This is a genomic window from Streptomyces sp. NPDC058534 (assembly GCF_042717365.1).
GTDB lineage: Bacteria > Actinomycetota > Actinomycetes > Streptomycetales > Streptomycetaceae > Streptomyces.
Genome location: NZ_JBHXNW010000002.1, coordinates 115,941 through 132,224, shown reverse-complemented (window position 1 = coordinate 132,224; position 16,284 = coordinate 115,941). Strand labels below are relative to the sequence as shown.

The 16,284-nt window shown below is 74.6% G+C and carries 17 protein-coding genes; 6 read left to right on the top strand and 11 right to left on the bottom strand.

What is annotated here, in order from left to right:
- The first annotated feature begins 12 nt into the window (after nucleotides 1-12).
- A complete protein-coding gene (locus ACFWR9_RS01615) occupies nucleotides 13-819 on the top strand; it encodes an ABC transporter ATP-binding protein (protein ID WP_383833801.1) in 807 nt (268 codons plus the stop codon).
- On the opposite strand, the gene ACFWR9_RS01610 is transcribed toward ACFWR9_RS01615, so the two are convergent.
- The 7 genes from ACFWR9_RS01610 to ACFWR9_RS01580 form a co-directional block, all read right to left on the bottom strand.
- The gene (locus ACFWR9_RS01610) at nucleotides 813-1,487 is read right to left on the bottom strand and encodes a GntR family transcriptional regulator (RefSeq protein WP_383833798.1); all 675 of its coding nucleotides are present in this window, start codon (nucleotides 1,485-1,487) and stop codon (nucleotides 813-815) included. The genes ACFWR9_RS01615 and ACFWR9_RS01610 overlap by 7 nt on opposite strands.
- A complete protein-coding gene (locus ACFWR9_RS01605; RefSeq protein ID WP_383833795.1) occupies nucleotides 1,484-2,485 on the bottom strand; it encodes a proline racemase family protein in 1,002 nt (333 codons plus the stop codon). Before ACFWR9_RS01605 ends, ACFWR9_RS01610 begins: the two co-directional genes overlap by 4 nt.
- Nucleotides 2,486-2,510: 25 nt before the next feature.
- On the bottom strand, nucleotides 2,511-3,401 hold the full coding sequence (locus tag ACFWR9_RS01600; protein ID WP_383833792.1) for a dihydrodipicolinate synthase family protein: 891 nt from the start codon (nucleotides 3,399-3,401) through the stop codon (nucleotides 2,511-2,513).
- Nucleotides 3,398-4,843, bottom strand: coding sequence for an NAD(P)/FAD-dependent oxidoreductase (locus tag ACFWR9_RS01595; RefSeq protein WP_383833789.1), 1,446 nt, complete (start codon nucleotides 4,841-4,843; stop codon nucleotides 3,398-3,400). Before ACFWR9_RS01595 ends, ACFWR9_RS01600 begins: the two co-directional genes overlap by 4 nt.
- Complete coding sequence (locus ACFWR9_RS01590) at nucleotides 4,833-5,132, bottom strand: (2Fe-2S)-binding protein (protein WP_383833786.1); 300 nt, start codon at nucleotides 5,130-5,132, stop codon at nucleotides 4,833-4,835. Before ACFWR9_RS01590 ends, ACFWR9_RS01595 begins: the two co-directional genes overlap by 11 nt.
- Entirely contained in the window at nucleotides 5,129-6,277 is a 1,149-nt protein-coding gene (locus ACFWR9_RS01585; RefSeq protein WP_383833783.1) for an NAD(P)/FAD-dependent oxidoreductase, read from the bottom strand. The genes ACFWR9_RS01590 and ACFWR9_RS01585 overlap by 4 nt, the downstream gene beginning before the upstream one ends.
- Nucleotides 6,278-6,339: 62 nt before the next feature.
- Complete coding sequence (locus ACFWR9_RS01580; RefSeq protein WP_383833781.1) at nucleotides 6,340-7,002, bottom strand: hypothetical protein; 663 nt, start codon at nucleotides 7,000-7,002, stop codon at nucleotides 6,340-6,342.
- Nucleotides 7,003-7,233: 231 nt separating this feature from the next.
- Between ACFWR9_RS01580 and ACFWR9_RS01575 the strand changes: the two genes are divergently transcribed.
- From ACFWR9_RS01575 to ACFWR9_RS01565, 3 genes are all read left to right on the top strand, one after another.
- Nucleotides 7,234-7,890, top strand: a complete 657-nt coding sequence (locus ACFWR9_RS01575) for a helix-turn-helix domain-containing protein (protein ID WP_383833778.1) — start codon at nucleotides 7,234-7,236, stop codon at nucleotides 7,888-7,890.
- 43 nt (nucleotides 7,891-7,933) lie between these two features.
- Nucleotides 7,934-8,473: a toxin-antitoxin system, toxin component gene (locus tag ACFWR9_RS01570; RefSeq protein ID WP_383833996.1), complete on the top strand. Its 540-nt coding sequence runs from the start codon at nucleotides 7,934-7,936 to the stop codon at nucleotides 8,471-8,473.
- A 127-nt stretch (nucleotides 8,474-8,600) separates the two neighbouring features.
- A complete protein-coding gene (locus tag ACFWR9_RS01565) occupies nucleotides 8,601-8,840 on the top strand; it encodes a hypothetical protein (protein WP_383833775.1) in 240 nt (79 codons plus the stop codon).
- Between the two features lie 272 nt (nucleotides 8,841-9,112).
- Here the strand turns inward: ACFWR9_RS01565 and ACFWR9_RS01560 are convergent, their stop codons facing one another.
- Nucleotides 9,113-9,793 (bottom strand): 4'-phosphopantetheinyl transferase, encoded by a 681-nt coding sequence (locus ACFWR9_RS01560; protein WP_383833994.1) that lies wholly within the window; start codon nucleotides 9,791-9,793, stop codon nucleotides 9,113-9,115.
- Between the two features lie 8 nt (nucleotides 9,794-9,801).
- Entirely contained in the window at nucleotides 9,802-10,671 is an 870-nt protein-coding gene (locus ACFWR9_RS01555; RefSeq protein ID WP_383833772.1) for a metallophosphoesterase family protein, read from the bottom strand.
- Nucleotides 10,672-10,943: 272 nt separating this feature from the next.
- Between ACFWR9_RS01555 and ACFWR9_RS01550 the strand changes: the two genes are divergently transcribed.
- Nucleotides 10,944-12,107, top strand: coding sequence for an ATP-grasp domain-containing protein (locus ACFWR9_RS01550; protein WP_383833769.1), 1,164 nt, complete (start codon nucleotides 10,944-10,946; stop codon nucleotides 12,105-12,107).
- A 25-nt stretch (nucleotides 12,108-12,132) separates the two neighbouring features.
- Here the strand turns inward: ACFWR9_RS01550 and ACFWR9_RS01545 are convergent, their stop codons facing one another.
- Nucleotides 12,133-13,470 carry a 6-phospho-beta-glucosidase gene (locus ACFWR9_RS01545; RefSeq protein WP_383833766.1) on the bottom strand — a complete coding sequence of 446 codons (1,338 nt, stop codon included), beginning with the start codon at nucleotides 13,468-13,470 and terminating at the stop codon, nucleotides 12,133-12,135.
- Nucleotides 13,471-14,218: 748 nt separating this feature from the next.
- Between ACFWR9_RS01545 and ACFWR9_RS01540 the strand changes: the two genes are divergently transcribed.
- Nucleotides 14,219-15,052 (top strand): IclR family transcriptional regulator, encoded by an 834-nt coding sequence (locus ACFWR9_RS01540; RefSeq protein ID WP_383833763.1) that lies wholly within the window; start codon nucleotides 14,219-14,221, stop codon nucleotides 15,050-15,052.
- A gap of 289 nt (nucleotides 15,053-15,341) precedes the next feature.
- Here ACFWR9_RS01540 and ACFWR9_RS01535 read toward each other — a convergent pair whose 3' ends face one another.
- Nucleotides 15,342-16,262, bottom strand: a complete 921-nt coding sequence (locus ACFWR9_RS01535) for an AraC family transcriptional regulator (protein WP_383833760.1) — start codon at nucleotides 16,260-16,262, stop codon at nucleotides 15,342-15,344.
- Nucleotides 16,263-16,284 lie beyond the last annotated feature (22 nt).

The following is a 16,284-nucleotide window of genomic DNA, read 5'->3' as shown; positions in this document are numbered from 1 at the left end:
AAAGGGCGGTCCATGCTCGACGTACGCGGCCTGAGGAAGGTGTACGAGGGATCGGGGCGGCGCGTCGAGGCGGTGCGCGACCTGACCTTCAGCGTGGCGGCGGGGGAACTGGTCTGTCTGGTCGGCCCGTCGGGCTGCGGCAAGACGACGCTGCTGAAGTGTGTGGGCGGGCTGCTCGAACCGACGGCCGGGGAGGTGTTCCTGGCGGGCCGGAGGGTGAACGGCCCGCCGCCCGGCATGGCGTTCGTCTTCCAGGAGTACGGGCACAGCCTCTTCCCGTGGATGCGGGTCGGCGAGAACGTCGAACTTCCCCTGAGACAGAAGGACCTGGGCAGGGCGCGGCGCCGGGAACTGGTCGCGGACGCGCTGGCCTCGGTCGGCCTCGCGGACGCCGCCGGGGCCTACCCCTGGCAGCTGTCCGGCGGCATGCAGCAGCGGGTGGCCATCGCGCGGGCGCTGGCGTACGAACCCGGGGTGCTGCTGATGGACGAGCCGTTCGCGGCGGTCGACGCCCAGACCCGCGCCGACCTGGAGGACCTGGTGCGGCGGCTGTGGCGGGAGCGCGGGATCACCGTGCTGTTTGTCACCCACGACATCGACGAGGCCGTCTACCTGGGCGAACGGGTGGTGGTGCTGTCCGCCTCCCCCACGGTCGTACGCGAGCAGGTCGAGGTCGGCCTGCCGGCCGAGCGGGACCAGGTGCACACCCGGGTGTCCCCGCGCTTCGCCGAGCTGCGCACCCATGTGTACGAGCAGATCCAGGCGGCGAAACGGGGGACGCCCGGTCCCGCGAAGACCGACGCGCCGCCGTCTCACTGACCGGGGGCCGCCCACAGCCCCCGTACGTGTCCCAGGTGCCGCGTCATCACCGCGCGCACGGCCTCCTCGTCGCGGGCGAGCAGCGCGTCGAGGATCTCCAGGTGCTCCTCCGCCGACGCCTGGAGGCGCCCCTGCTCCACCAGCGCCGTCAGCCCGTACAGCCGGGACCGCCGGCGCAGGTCCCGTACGACCTCCACCAGGTGGGCGTTGCCCGCGAGTTCCAGCAGGCCCAGGTGGAAGCGCAGGTCCGCGTCGACGTACGCGATGAGGTCGCCGGCCAGTGCGGAGGTGACGATCTCCTCGGCGACGGGGCGCAGGGCTTGGAGCGCGACGGTGTCGGCGGTGGTGGCGAGCCCGGTGGTGGTCGGGATCTCGATCAGCGAGCGGATGTGGGTGTACTCGTCGAGCTGCCGTTCGGAGACGGCGGTGACCCGGAACCCCTTGTTGGGCACGGTGTCGACCAGGCCCTCCCTGACCAGGTCGAGCATCGCCTCCCGGACGGGGGTGGCGGAGACGCCGAAGCGGGCGGCGAGGCCGGGCGCCGAGTAGACCTCGCCGGGGCGCAGTTCGCCCGCGATCAGGGCGGCGCGCAGCGCCTCGACGACCCGCTCGCGGTGGCTGGGCTTGCGGCTGCCGAGGACGGGCAGCGCGGGACCGGTGGCGTTCACAGCACGAACCCCGCCGGGAAGGGGTCCTCGGGGTCCAGCAGGTACTGGGCGGTGCCGGTGATCCAGGCGCGGCCGGTGAAGCTGGGCAGGACGGCCGGGTGCCCGGCGACCTCGGTCGTGCCCAGCAGCCGGCCGGTGAACCGGGTGCCGATGAAGGACTCGTTCACGAACTCGGTGTGCGGCGGGAGTTCGCCCCGGGCGTGCAGCTGGGCCATGCGGGCGCTGGTGCCGGTGCCGCAGGGTGAGCGGTCGAACCAGCCGGGGTGGATCACCATGGCGTGCCGGGAGTGGCGGGCGGTGGAGTCGGGTGCGGTCACCTGGACATGGTGGCAGCCGTGGATGGACGGGTCGTCGGGGTGTACGGGTTCGCCCTCGGCGTTGATCGCCGCCATCAGGGACAGACCGGCGGCGAGGATGTCGTCCTTGCGGGACCGGTCGAAGGGCAGCCCGAGCCGCTCCAACGGCAGGATCGCGTAGAAGTTCCCGCCGTAGGCGAGGTCGTACGTCACCGTCCGGCCGTCGGGCAGGGTCACCTCGCGGTCGAGGCCGACGGCGAAGGACGGCACGTTCCGCAGGGTCACCGCCCTGGCCGCGCCGCCCTCCACGGCGACCTCCGCTACGACGACCCCGGCGGGGGTGTCGAGGCGGATGGTGGTGACGGGTTCGACGACCTCGACCATGCCGGTCTCCACCAGGACGGTCGCCACGCCGATCGTGCCGTGGCCGCACATGGGGAGGTAGCCGGAGACCTCGATGTAGACGACGCCCCAGTCGCAGTCGCTCCGGGTGGGAGGCTGAAGGATCGCGCCGCTCATGGCGGCGTGGCCGCGCGGCTCGTTCATCAGCAACCGCTTGACGTCGTCCCGGTGTTCGCGGAAGTACAGCCGCCGTTCGTTCATGGTCGCGCCGGGGATGGTGCCGATGCCGCCGGTGATCACCCGGGTGGGCATGCCCTCGGTGTGCGAGTCGACGGCGTGCAGGACGAGCTTGCTGCGCATGGTGCTCCCCTTCCTGACGCTTCCGCTACGCCAGTCCGGCCGCGAGGGCCTTCTCGGTGGCGGCGCGGACGGCGGCCTCCTGCGCGGGCAGCAGCGGCACGCGGGGTGGCCGGCAGGGGCCGCCGCGCCGTCCGGCCAGGTCCATGGAGACCTTGATGGCCTGGACGAACTCGACCTTCGAGTCCCAGCGCAGCAGTGGATGCAGCTCCCGGTACAGCCGGTCGGCCGTGGCCAGGTCGCCGGCGACGGCCGCGCGGTACAGCTCGACGCAGGCGGCGGGCAGGGCGTTGGGGTATCCGGCGATCCAGCCCTTCGCCCCGGCGATCGCCAGCTCCAGCAGGACGTCGTCGGCGCCGGCCAAGAGGTCGAGGTCGGGGGCGAGTTCGGCGATGCGGTAGGCCCGGCGGACGTCGCCGGAGAACTCCTTCACGCCCTGGACGTGTCCCTCGCCGTGCAGTCGGGCCAGCAGCTCGGGCACGAGGTCGACCTTGGTGTCGATGGGGTTGTTGTAGGCGACGACCGGCAGCCCGGTCCGTGCGACCTCGGCATAGTGGGCGAGGACGGAACGCTCGTCGGCGCGGTAGGCGTTGGGCGGCAGCAGCATCACCGCCCCGCAGCCCGCCTCGCCCGCCTGCTCGGCCCAGCAGCGGGCCTCGGCGGACCCGTAGGCGGCGACGCCGGGCATGACGCGCTGCCCGCCGACGGCGGCGACGGCGGTCTCCACGACCCGGGTGCGCTCCTCGGGGGTGAGCACCTGGTACTCGCCGAGGGAGCCGTTGGGCACGACGCCGTCGCAGCCGTTGGCGACGAGCCAGGCGCAGTGCTCGGCGTAGGCGTCGTGGTCGACGGAGAGGTCGTCGTGCAGCGGGAGCGCGGTGGCGACGAGGACGCCGCGCCAGGGACGGTGGTCGGTCATGAGGGTCCTCTCTCGGGCTGTTCGGGGTCTTCTTCTCGCGGTTCGGGGTCTTCTTCTCGCGGTTCGGGTTCTTCTTCTCGCTGTTCGGGCTCCGGCCGGGCGAGGACGCCCAGTGGTACGGGGCGGGCGAAGGTGCGTCGGGAGGGGGCGGGTTCGCACCCGAGGAGGCCGGCGACGGCGGCGCCGCACATCCGGCCCTGGCACCAGCCCATCCCGGCCCGGGTCAGCAGCTTCACGGTGCGGACGTCGCCCGCGCCCAGCTCGCCGACGGCCTCGCGGACGGCACCGGCGGTGACCTCCTCGCAGCGGCAGACGAGGGTGTCGTCGGTGATCTGCCCGGTCCAGGCGGCGGTCGGGGTGAAGGCGGCGGCGAGGGCGGCCGCGGACCGCAGCAGCCGCGTCCGGGTCCTGGCGGCCGGTGCCCATCCGGCAGGGTCGGGCTCGGTGCCGCGCAGCCGGGCGGCGATCGAGCGTCCGGCGATGTGGCCCTCGGCGAGGGCGAGCTGGGCGCCGCCGACACCGGTGGCCTCCCCCGCCGCCCACACGCCGGGGACACTGGTGCGCTGCTCGGCGTCGACGGCCACCGTCGGTCCGTCGGTGCGGCAGCCGAGCCCGTCGGCGAGGTCGGTGTGCGGGAGCATGCCGTGGCCGACGGCCAGGGTGTCGCAGGGCAGGTACCGTCCGGTGCCGCGCCGCACGCGTCCGTCGGTGTCGAGGGCGGCGACGGTGACACCGGTGAGGCGGTCGTCGCCGTGGGCGCGGACGACGGTGTGCCGGGTGCGGGGGCGGACGCGGTGACGCAGGAGCCGGGCCGCGTATCCGGCGGCCTCGGGGAACTTGCCGGCCAGGGCACGGGCCTGCCGGGCGACGTGCCGCGGGTCGGCCGACTCCACGAGCGCCGCCACCCGCACCCCGGCCGCCGCGAGACCGGTGGACACGGGCAGCAGCAGCGGCCCGGTGCCGGCGACGACGGCGGTCCGGCCGGGCACCACGAGGCCGCCCTTGAGCATGGCCTGGGCGCCGCCGGCCGTGACGACACCGGGCAGTGTCCAGCCGGGGAAGGGCAGGACGTGTTCGTAGCCGCCGGTGGCGAGCAGCACCGCGTCGGCGTGCACGGCGGCCGGCTCCTCCTGCTCGGGGCCGAGCAGCGCGTGCACGGTGAAGGCACCGGAGCGCGCCTCCACGTACCAGACATGATGCTCCGTCAGGACGCGTACGCCGCTGGCGGCGAGCCCGTCCCGGAGTCGCTCCCAGGTGCGCCACTGGTGGTGCAGCGCCCATGGCCGACCGGCGTCCAGTTCGGCGGCGGGCTGCCGGAAGTACTGCCCGCCCGGCCGGTCCGCGCCGTCCAGGACGGTGACCCGTACCCCTCGCGCGTCCGCCGCCAGCGCCGCCGCGAGCCCGGCCGGACCGGCCCCGACGACCACGAGTTCAGTCCGCATGGCCCGTACCCTCCTGGGTGCGGATCACGTCTCCGGGCCGCACCGGCACCAGGCAGGCCCGCTGGTTCGGGCGGTCGTTGACGGTGACCAGGCAGTCGAAGCACACCCCGATCCCGCAGAACACCCCGCGCGGGCGGCCCGATCCCCGTGTGGTGCGCCAGGAGGTGATGCCGGCCGCCCACAGCGCGGCGGCGACCGTCCGGCCGGGCAGCGCCTCGGTCCGCCTGCCGTCGACGGTGACCGTGAAGGGGGGCGCGGGCCGCGCCCGGACCAGCCGCAGCGGATTCACCGGACCTCCTCGGGAAAACGGTCGGGACGGAACGGGGCGAGATCGAAGGCGGGCCGCACGCCGCTCAGCAGCCCGGCGATCAGGTGCCCGGTGCCGGTGGACAGGCCGATTCCGGCGCCCTCGTGCCCGCACGCGTGGTAGAGGCCGGGCACCCTGGGGTCCGGGCCGATCGCCGGCAGGTGGTCGGGCAGGTACGGCCGGAACCCGGCGTACGCGCGCAGGGCCCGTACCTGTGCGAGGAAGGGGAACAGCCGGGTCGCGCCGGAGGCCAGGGCCCGCAGCGCCGGGAGGGAGAGGGAGCGGTCGAAGCCGACCCGTTCCCGGCTGGCGCCGACAAGGACCGGCCCGGCGGCGGTCCCCTCGACCACCGGCGAGGTCTGCAGCGCCGCCGAGTCGCTGGCGACGTCGGCGACGTAGTCCGCGGCGTACACCTTGTGCCGTACGCGGGGCGGCAGCGGTTCGGTGACGAGGACGTAGCCGCGCCGGGGCAGGACCGGAAGCCGTACGCCCGCCAGCGCGGCCACTTCGCCGCCCCACGGCCCGGCCGCGTTGACGACCGCCGGGGCGTGCAGCTCGCCCCGGTCGGTGCGCACCCCGCGCACCGCGCCGCCCGGGGCGCGCAGGAAGCCGGTCACCGTAAGGCCGGTGTGCAGCCGGGCACCGGACGCGCGCAGCAGGTGGGCGGCGGCCAGGGCGGGCATGACCTGGGCGTCCTGCGGATAGTGCACGGCGCCGGCCAGGCCGGGGGCGAGATGGGGTTCGAGGTCGTGCAGCCGGTCGGCGGGCACGGACACCGCCTCCACCCCGGCCGCCCGCTGGCCCGCGGCGAACGTCTCCAGGCCGGTCAGCGCCTCGGGAGTGGCGACGACGACACCGCCCTTGGGCTCGTACTCGACCTCCCGGCCCAGGTCCCCGGCGAGCGCGGTCCACAGGCGGGCGGAGAGCAGGGCGAGGTCCAGCTCGGGGCCGGGCTCCTTGTCGGAGACGAGGAGGTTGCCCTCCCCCGCTCCGGTGGTGCCGCCGGCCACATGGCCACGGTCCACCACGATCACGTCGAGCCCTTCACGGGCGGCGTACAGGGCGCAGGCCGCGCCCACCATCCCGGCTCCGACCACTACGACATCGCAGGTCAGCGACTCCTTCACGGCAGTACTATGTCACACACCACAGCGTCTGGGAACAGTGCCGCGGGCAGCCGTGCCGCCGTTCACTCGGCGACGGGGACGACCCTCAGGTGGGAGACGGCGGCGCGGCGGGCACGCGGCGGGCGGTGCGGGGTGCGGCGCGGCTCGCGCAGGACGAGCGTCAGCCGGGTGTAGCCCAACTCCTCCAGCGCCGGGGGCGTCTCGACGACGACCCGGCACTCGGTGGTGCCGCGGCGCGGGTCGGGGTGGTGCAGCGGGCGTACGGCACCGTCGTGTTCGACGGCCCGGGCGCCGACGGCGCGGATCCAGTGGGGCAGCCCCTGGCGGTAGGCGGCCTCCATGATCGGGTCCTGGGCGATGTCGCGGCGCACCGCCTGGAGGCCCGGGTCGTGGCCGTACCGCTCCAGGGCGGCGGCGAAGTGCGCCAGCATGGGCAGGCACCAGCTCGACTCGTGCTCGCCGAGGACCTCGGCGGCGTCCGGATGGAACAGTACGAAGCGCAGGAAGTTGTCGTCCGGCATGGCCGTCGGGTGCGGTCCGGCGCCCCGGAAGAGTGTCCGGAAGGCGCCGTTCGCCAGCACCACGTCCCAGCGGTGGTCGACGACGAGAGAAGGGAAGGGCACGGCCTCCAGGAGGGCGGTGTAGTCCTGGAGATACGCCTGGGTCTCGGGGGTCGCGGGGCCGGGCGGCGGCGCCGGCCGCTGCCCTCCTGCCTGAAATGCCATCGGGAGGTCACCCCTCTTGCCTATGCGGCCTTCTCGCGGCGTCCCGATCCTGGCGCCCCGACGCGAGGCGTGTCAACTATCGTGGCATTTCGTGCCTGTTGACGACTGAAATAGGCCACAGTTGTGGCGAGACCTGGATGTGAGTTCGAGCGGCAGGCTACTCTCCGGGAGTTCACGGCAACCGCTTGTGAGAAGCCTGTGAGGCCTGTGAGAGACATAGGGGAGCTGTCGGTGACGGATGGCTTCGAGGATCCGGGCGCCATGTCGGCCACCGCGCCGGCCGCCGTCGTCGCCCGGGTCGCCGCGCTCGCGGAGCGGCTCGGTGTGCCGCACGCCGAGGTCTTCGACGTCAGCCGGCTGTCCGCGGCCTCCGGCGTCCCCGAGCCCGTGGTCGGCGCCCTGCTCGGCGGGCGGCCGGCGGGCGAGCCCGATGTGCAGACGCGGTTCCTGCAGCGCGTCGACCTGCTGCGCCGCACCCGGCTGAAGCCGAACGGCCGCAAGTACACCCAGCAGGAGATCGCCGACGGCGCCGGCATGTCGCGGCAGCAGGCGGGCGCGCTCATCAACGGCGACCGGCGGCCGACCATGGAGCACTGCGACGCCATCCAGCGCTTCTTCCGGGTGCACGCCGGGTTCCTCACGGCCGAGGACCCCGAGGCGCTCGTGGGCGCCCTTCAGCGCACCGAGCAGGAGTTGCTCCAGCAGCTCGCCGACCGGGAGCGGAGGGCGGCGGCCGTCGCCGGCGACCCGCTGGAGCGGCTGCTGCAGGACCACGGGGTGCGCGGCATCGCCTGGCGCGCCGCCCAACTGCCCACCGACCAGCACCGCGACAAGGTCGCCGAGTGGCTGGACATGCTCCTGGAGAGCGTCAAACGGCCCGAGTCGTGAGCCTGTCGTGAGCGTGGGGAGAACCGTGGGGATCGGCAAGGAGATGCGCCGTCTGTGCGGCGAGTTGGTCGAGGAGCTGGCCCTCCCCGCACCGGCGCGGCCCACCGAGCTGTACGCGGCCCTGTGCGAGGCGATGAGCCGGCGGCGGGGCCGTCCCGTGGTGTTCCGCATGGCCGCCTTTCCCCCCGGGACCGCCAGCGGACTGTGGCTCGACATGGCCGACCGGGACCTGGTCGTCGTCGAGGAACGCACGGCGCCGGGACACCAGTTGGTGATCCTGGGACACGAGCTGTGGCACATGAAGGCCGGGCACGGCGGACACCACGTCGAGGGGGCCACGGTGGCGGCCCGGCTGCTGGACGGGGACGGCGCGGACCGGGGCGAGGACGCGCTGCGCGCCACCGTGCGCGCGGTCGCCGCGCGCTCCCACTTCGACCTCGCCGAGGAGAAGGAGGCGGAGGCCTTCGGTCTGCTGCTGGCCAGCAAGTGCCGGACGTGGCTGGCGGGTTCGGCGCTGCGCGGTCCGGTGCAGCGGGACCATCTGGCGGGGCGGATCGGCGCGTCACTCGGCTACCTGGGCTGACGGCCCCCAGCGGCCGGTGCCGGGGGCGCGGGGCGCGGGATTGTCAGTGGTGGACGGCAAGCTGGAAGGGTGCCGCCGCCGTGCGGGGGCGCCTGACCGCTGACGTCGTTGTGGGGAGAGCCGGCCGATGACCACCGCCACCGTACTGACCGACCGCGAGCGCACCGCCGTTCAGGCCTATCTGCGCCTCCTGCACACGGTGCGGGCCGGCTTCGACACCGCGTCGGGACCGCCCGGCGCCGGCCGCCCGCCGATCGTCCCGCCCTCGGTACTCGCCGAGGCGGACCGGGCGCTGGAGGCGGCGGGACTGACGGGGAACGAGGAGGAGTTCCTCCGGCTGGTGCGCGGCTGGCGCCCGCGCTCATGACGACCCTGGGGCCCTTGGGCGCCCTCCCGGATCTCGGCAGTCTGGACACGCCGGGCGCGCGGGCCCCGGACGTGCGGGGCCTCGGGCGCGGGGCCTCGGACACGCGGACTCGGGCGCCTCTGAAGCCCCGGGCCCCACGGCGGGTGGAGCCTTGACGCCTCGGAGCCTGGGCGAGAGGAGCCTGGACGCCTCGGGGCCCAAGCGGGCTGAGCCTCGGGCCCCAGTGGCCCCGGCATCCGGGCCTCGGCCCGGGATCCCGGGCGGCCCGCGCCTCAGGCGTGTGGCACCGTGACCGCCGTGGCGACCAAGCCGTCGCGGGCGTTCCAGCGGCCGTCGAAGTGGGTCACGCGCCGTCCGCCCACGGTCGGGCCCGGCACGAGGAGGGCGGCACGCAGGGTGCCGCGGCGCGGATCGACCGGGTCCACCGTGAGCTCGATGTCCGCCTCCGAGAAGTCCAGCCACCGCCCGGTGAGGGGGAACCACGCCTTGTAGACCGACTCCTTGGCGCTGAACAGCAGCCGGTCCCAGTGGACGCCGGGCCGCCGCTCGGCAAGCAGCCGCAGCCGCTCCAGTTCGGCGGGCAGCGCCACGCTCTCCAGGACGCCCTCCGGGAGCGGTCCGTCGGGTTCGGCGTCGATGCCGAGGGAGGCCAGGTCGGTGAGACGGACGAGGGCGGCGGCGCAGTAGCCGTCGCAGTGGGTCATGCTCCCGGTCAGCCCGGCCGGCCAGCGCGGCGCGCCGCGTTCCCCGGTCAGCACGGGCTGCGGGGGCACGCCCAGCTTCTCCATGGCCCGGCGCGCACAGGACCGGACCACGGTGAACTCGCGGCGCCGCTTGGCGACCGCCCGCGCGACCAGCGGCTCCTCCTCCGCGTGGAGGGGGAGGTGCCCGGTGTCGTCGAGGCCGTGCGCCTCCACGACGACGACCGTGTCGGGCAGCAGTTCCTCGATCAGGGGGGCGGTCAAGGGGACACCTCCCCGGACGCCGGCGGCGGCAGGATGCGGCGCAGCTGCCCCGGCGGACCGGTCCGCCCCCGCCACTCGCGCGGATAGCCCACCGAGACCTCCTCGAAGCGGACACCCTCGTGCCACGTGGTCCGCGGGATGTGCAGGTGCCCGTAGACCATGGTGGCGACCCGGAACATGCGGTGCCAGTCGGCGGTCCGGCGGGTGCCGCACCACATGGCGAACTCGGGGTACCACAGGACGTCGGTGGGGTGACGGTCCAACGGGTAGTGGTTGACGAGGACCGTCGGCAGTTCCGCGGGAAGCGCGGCCAGTCTGCGCTCGGTGTCCGCGACCCGCGCCCGGCACCAGGCCTCGCGGCTCGGGTACGGGTCGGGGTGCAGCAGGAACTCGTCGTTGCAGACGACGCCGGTGCCGTGCGCGTACGCCAGCCCCTCGTCCTTGGTGGCGCACCCGCCGGGCAGGAACGAGTAGTCGTAGAGCAGGAACAGCGGTGCGACGACCGCCGGGCCGCCCGCGCCCTCCCACACCGGGTAGGGATCCTCGGGTGTGGTCACGCCCAGCTCACGGCACATCTCGACCAGGTGCTCGTAGCGGGCGACGCCGCGCAGGGTGACCTGGTCCTTGGGATGCGTCCACAGTTCGTGGTTGCCGGGGGCCCAGACGACCCGGCGGAAGCGGTCCGCGAGGGTGCCCAGGGCCCAGCGGATGTCGGCGACGGTCTCCGCGACGTCGCCGGCGACCAGGAGCCAGTCGTCGTCGGAGTCGGGCCGCATCTTCTCGACCAGCGCCCGGTTCTCCGCGTATCCGACGTGCAGGTCGCTGATGGCCCACAGCTGCCCCTGGCCACCGGACGTCGACGTCATCCCCCACCCCTTCGGCGTGCGCGTTTCCACGCCACGAGATCACATCCCCCACCCCGTAACAAGAGCGGCCCGCCCCCGCAACAAGAGCGGCCCGCCCCCGCCCGGCGCATCCGTGTGACGCTCGTTGCGCTCGGGGGCGCGGGTACCCCTATGATCGCCCCAACACCACAGCCCCGACTCTGCCTCCACGCAGAGCGGCCCGGTGTCCCTCCAACCCCCTGGCCGGGCACGGCCCGCTTCGCCCTGCCCGCGAACCCCGAAAGGCGGCTTGCATGGTTTCTCCCGTACGCGTCTGGCTCAACCGTACGTACGCGGAGAACGTCTTCTTCATGGATCAGCTGCGCAGAAATCCCGCCGACCGGGCCGTCGAGATCCATGCCACGCACGGCGACCCGGACTCCCCGGTGCTGGCCGCCGCGGACACCGCCGACCTGGAGCCGGAGGGTCTGTCCCCGGCCGGTTACGTCGAGTACGCCCTGGACCAGTGCGCGCGACGCGGCATCGACGTGTTCGTGCCCCGGCTGCACCAGTCCGCGATCGTGGCCCACCGCGCCGAGTTCGAGGCGGCCGGTACGGCGCTGCTCGCGCCGCCCCCGGAGGCGGTGGCGGTCTTCCAGGACAAGGTGATCGCGTACGAGGCGGTCCGCGCGATCGGCGTGCCGGTGCCGCCGTGGTGGCGGGTCCGCACGGCCGACGAACTCGTCCTCGCGGTGGAGGAGCTGGAGGGGCACGGCCACCGGGCGTGCTTCAAGCCGGCGTCCGGCGCGGGCGGCGTGGGCTTCCGGATGGTCACCCGGGACTCCTTCTCCCTCGCGCACCTGAACGGGTTTCCGAGCCCGTCCGTTCCACTGCCGCTGGTCGTCGAGGCGCTGCGGGCGGCCGAGGAGCCGGTCGACTGGCTGGTGATGCCGCGGCTCGAACAGCCGGAGGTGTCGGTGGACTGCCTCACCGGCCCCGACAACCGGGTGCGGCTGGCGGTCGGCCGGACCAAGAACGGCCGCCGCCGCGGGTTCACCCTCCACGAGCAGTGGCTGGCGCCGGCGCGGCGGATCGCGGAGGCCTTCGGGCTGCACCACCTGTCCAACGTGCAGTTCCGGATGTACGGGGACCGTCCGGTCCTGATGGACGTCAACACCCGCCCGGCCGGCGGGCTGCACCAGCTGGCGCTGTGCGGGGTCAACGTGCCGTGGGCGGCCGTCCGGCTGGCCCTGGGCGACGACCCGGGCGAGCTGGAGCCGCCGTTCCTCGGCCAGGACTACACGGTGGTGTCCGGCCCGCGTCCGCTGCGGCCGGTGTCGCTGCCCCAGCAGCGCACGGACCTCGCCGCCGGGCCGGTCCAGGCTCCCGCGCCGGTCGCGCAGGTCCCGCTCGCCGCGCGGTCCGCCCGTCCGCTGGGCGTCCCCGCACCGGACCCGGCCGCGGGGGCTCCCGCGTAGGCGGGCGGCCTCCCCGCCCGGCGTCCTACCTCAGGTACGCCAGCCCCGGGTGGACCGCGGTGTAGCCGTCGACGAGGCGGTGGGCGACGTTCACCGAGTCGACGAGGGGGTGCAGGGCGAAGGCGCGTACCGCCGCCGTACGGGAGCCGGCGTCGGCCGCCGCCAGGACCTCGCGCTCGACGGCCTTGACCGCGCAGACCAGGCCGGTGGCGTGCCCGGGCAGCGGGTCGACGGCCACCGGGTGGGCGCCGTCCGCGTCGACCAGGCAGGGGACCTCGATCACGGCGTCGGGGTCGAGGACGGCCAGGGTGCCGCGGTTGCGGACGTTGAGGATCAGCGTGGTGCGTTCGTTGCGGGCGACGGCCCGCATCAGCGCGAGGGCCACCTTCTCGTAGCCGCCGGACAGGTCGTCGGCCTCGCGTTCACCCGCGCCGGCCGTCTCCCGGTTCTCCGCCATGTAGGTGGCCTCGCGTTCGGCGCGGGTGCGGTCCCAGGTGGCCAGGGCCGGGGCGGCGGGGCGGCGCATCTCGTCGTAGAAGCGGGCCTGCTGGTCGCGCAGGAAGGCACCGCGGGTACGGTCGGCCTCCTGGTAGGCGCGGACGGTCTCGCGGTTGAAGTAGTAGTAGTGCAGGTACTCGTTGGGGATCGCGCCGAGCGACCGGAGCCAGTCGGGGCCGAAGAGCCGGCCCTCCTCGAAGGAGCCGAGCAGCGCCGGGTCGGCGAGCAGCCGCGGGAGTTCGTCGCGGCCGGCCACGCGCAGGCCGCGCACCCAGCCGAGGTGGTTGAGGCCGACGTAGTCGATCCAGGCCCGGTCCGGGTCGGCGCCCAGCACGCGGGCGACGCGGCGGCCGAGGCCGACCGGCGAGTCGCAGATGCCGATGACGCGGTCGCCGAGGTGCCAGGACATGGCCTCGGTGACCAGGCCGGCCGGGTTGGTGAAGTTGATGACCCAGGCGTCCGGTGCCAGCCGGGCCACGCGGCGGGCGATGTCGACGGCGACCGGGACGGTCCGCAGGCCGTAGGCGATACCGCCCGCACCGACCGTCTCCTGCCCGAGCACGCCCTCGGCGAGCGCCACCCGTTCGTCCTCGGCGCGCCCCTCCAGGCCGCCGACGCGGATCGCGGAGAACACGAAGTCGGCGCCGCGCAGCGCCTCGTCCAGGTCGGTCGTCGCGGTCACCTCGGGCGCGTCCGGCACCCCCGCGGCCTGCTCGGCCAGCACCCGGCTGACCGCCGACAGCCGGGCCGCGTCCAGGTCGTGCAGCACGACCCGGGTCACGCGTCCCTCGGCCCGGTCTCCGAGGAGCGCCCCGTACACGAGCGGCACCCGGAACCCACCGCCGCCCAGAATCGTCAGCCTCACACCCGCACCCTTCCCTCACCCGGCCGAACCTCCACCTGCCGCGCCGATCATGGCACGCCGGCCCCGGCGCCACACCGAACGCCGGGTACGGACGAGCACCGCCGATCCCCGCACAGCGCACGACCGCACCCGCGCACCCCGCACCGCCTCACCGACCGCCGGGCACCGACGACGGCCGGCCCGGTCCCGCACGGTGTACGACGGCGCACCCCGCACAGGCTCACCAAACGCCCGGCACCGACGAGCGGCGGCCAGGCCCCCGCACTGCGTACGACCGCACCCGCGCACCCCGCACCGCCTCACCGACCGCCGGGCACCGGCGCGCACCGGCGCGCACCGGCCGGTCCCGCACGACCTACGACCGCGCCCGCGCACCCCGCGCACCCCGCGCCCGCGCACCCCGCACCCCACACCCCGCACCCCGCACCCCACACCCCGCACCCCGCACCCCGCACCCCGCACCCCGCACCGGCTCACCGAACGCCCGGCACCAGCGAGAGACGGCCCGCCCCCACACCGCCTACAGCGGCGACCGCGCACCCCCTCCACCTTGTCCCCGTCCCGCCCCCGGCAGCCCACTGGACACCGGGTGCCGGCGAAGGCCGGCCGGTCCCGGCACGAGGTACGAGGAGCGATCATGCGCCCCGCACCCACCTCCACCTTCCGCTGTCCCGTTCCCCGGAGGGCCCCGTACGCTCGGCCCCACACCCCCCGCCCCTCCCCCTCCCCTCCGGAGGACGCCCGCCCAATGACCGCCCTCCCCCGCTCCCGGCCCCGCCCGGGCGAGCACACCCCCACCGCGCCCGAACGGCTGCTCTCCGTGCTCGCCGCGTTCGACCACGAGCACCCGGCGCTGTCCCTGACGGAGATCAGCCGCCGGGCCGATCTGAGTCTGACCACCGCGCACCGGCTGGTGCGTGCCCTGACCCGGTGGGGCGCGCTGGAGCGGGACGCGTCGGGCGTCTACCACGTGGGCCTGCGGCTGTGGGAGGTCGCGGCGCTCGCCCCGCGCGGTCTCGCGCTGCGGCAGGTCGCGCTGCCGTACCTGGAGGACCTGTACGAGGCGACGCACGAGAACGTGCAGCTGGCGGTGCGGGACGGCGGCGAGGTCGTGTACATCGAGTGGCTGGCGGGCCGTTCGTCGGTCGGCGTGCACATCCGCGTCGGCGCCCGCTGGCCGCTGCACGCCACGGGGGTCGGGCTCGCCCTGCTCGCGCACGGCGAACCGGAGTTCCAGGAGGCGTACCGCGCGGGACCGCTCGCCTCCTTCACGCCGTACACGATCACCGACCCGGGGCTGCTGCGCCGGGTGCTGGCGGAGGTGCGGCGCACCGGCGCGGCGGTGAGCGACCGTCAGGTCACCGACGACGCGCTGTCGGTGGCCGCTCCCCTGTACGGCCCGGACGGGACGGTGACCGCGGCCGTCTCGGTCGTCGTACCGCACGCCGGCGCCCGGGTGCCGACGCTGGTCCCGGCGGTGCGGGTGGCGGCGCGCGGGATCTCCCGGGCGCTGGGGTGGCGGCCCGAGGGCGCGGTGCGGCCGGGAGGCCGCGGTGAGAGCGGGACCGCTCAGACCTCGTGACACCGCCGGGCATACGCGGTCGGGCGCATTCGCGACGTTCATGACGTTCACGGGCTGCACTCTCCTGCCCGGCGGGGACTCTCTCGGCTTCACCGACGCCGCTCGGCGATGGGCACCCACGACGTGTATCCGACGTTCACCAGCGGCCGGCCGGCCGACTTCGTGAACGTGAACTGGTTCAGCTTCGGCCGCTGAGCAGCGAGCGGCCCGAACACAGCCCCCGCAGGAGGGCAAAGGGGCTCCACGCACGCGTGGGGCCCCTTCGTCGTGCGTCCGCCGACCGCCCGGCTCAGCGCAGTTCCGCCCGGAAGGCCGCCGGCGTCTGATCGGTGTGCTGCTGGAAGAACTTGGAGAAGTTCGCCGCGTCCGGGAAGCCGACCGCCGCGCCGACCCGGCCGATCGGCATCTCGGTGTGGGCGAGGAGCCGTCTGGCCTCCAGGACCACGCGCTTGTCGATGAATCCCTTGGGCGTCTCGCCGGTGGCGGCACGCACCGCGCGGACGAGGGTGCGGCGGGAGTAACCGAGCGCGTCGGCGTAGGCGCTGACGCTGTGATTGGTGGCGAAGCCCCGCTCGACCGCCTCGCGGAACAGGGTGAAGGTCGTGTCCCACGGCGTGTCCGCCCGCCCCTGACGCGCCGCTTGGGCGGAGCTGACCGCGAGATGGGCCAGTCGCAGCAGGAACGCGGAGAGCGTGTGGCGCAGCACCGCGGTGTGCAGGCTGAGCGGCAGGGTCGTCGCGTCCTCGTACTCGCGCCGCAGTTGGCCGAGCGCGGCGGTCAGGCCGGCGAGCCGCGCCTCGTCGGGGCGGAGCAGCGGCGGCAGGTCGTAGCGGTAGAGGCCGGTGGCCTCCACGGTGGCGCGCGGCAGGAAGCCGGGCTGCATGGTCAGCACGGTTCCGCGGTACTCGCTGTCCGGCGAGAAGCGGTGGACCTGTCCGGGCCGGATCCACAGCAGATCGCCGGCCGTGGCCTCGTACTCGGTGAAGTCGATCATGTGGCGGACCGGGCCGCCGGTGAAGAGCATGACGACGTGGAAGTCGATGCGGTGGACGCGGTGCAGCGGGGCGTGTGCGTGCCAGGTGCGGCCCGAGCCCATGGGGCCGACCTGCATACCGACGCCGAGGAGGCTGAGATCGACCGGGAAGGGGAACGTTCTGATCCCGTCGCCGCCGCTGCCGTCGCCGCCGTCTTGGCTGTTTTCGTCCGCCATGTCCTTCTCGTGCCGTCCCGCC

Coding starts and splice junctions, on each gene's coding strand:
- ACFWR9_RS01550 (WP_383833769.1), top strand. CDS start 10,944: ATGGTTTCTCCCGTACGCGTCTGGCTCAACCGTACGTACGCGGAGAAC.
- ACFWR9_RS01565 (WP_383833775.1), top strand. CDS start 8,601: ATGACCACCGCCACCGTACTGACCGACCGCGAGCGCACCGCCGTTCAG.
- ACFWR9_RS01555 (WP_383833772.1), bottom strand. CDS start 10,671: ATGACGTCGACGTCCGGTGGCCAGGGGCAGCTGTGGGCCATCAGCGAC.
- ACFWR9_RS01615 (WP_383833801.1), top strand. CDS start 13: ATGCTCGACGTACGCGGCCTGAGGAAGGTGTACGAGGGATCGGGGCGG.
- ACFWR9_RS01605 (WP_383833795.1), bottom strand. CDS start 2,485: ATGCGCAGCAAGCTCGTCCTGCACGCCGTCGACTCGCACACCGAGGGC.
- ACFWR9_RS01535 (WP_383833760.1), bottom strand. CDS start 16,262: ATGGCGGACGAAAACAGCCAAGACGGCGGCGACGGCAGCGGCGGCGAC.
- ACFWR9_RS01580 (WP_383833781.1), bottom strand. CDS start 7,002: ATGGCATTTCAGGCAGGAGGGCAGCGGCCGGCGCCGCCGCCCGGCCCC.
- ACFWR9_RS01570 (WP_383833996.1), top strand. CDS start 7,934: ATGCGCCGTCTGTGCGGCGAGTTGGTCGAGGAGCTGGCCCTCCCCGCA.
- ACFWR9_RS01600 (WP_383833792.1), bottom strand. CDS start 3,401: ATGACCGACCACCGTCCCTGGCGCGGCGTCCTCGTCGCCACCGCGCTC.
- ACFWR9_RS01540 (WP_383833763.1), top strand. CDS start 14,219: ATGACCGCCCTCCCCCGCTCCCGGCCCCGCCCGGGCGAGCACACCCCC.
- ACFWR9_RS01595 (WP_383833789.1), bottom strand. CDS start 4,843: ATGCGGACTGAACTCGTGGTCGTCGGGGCCGGTCCGGCCGGGCTCGCG.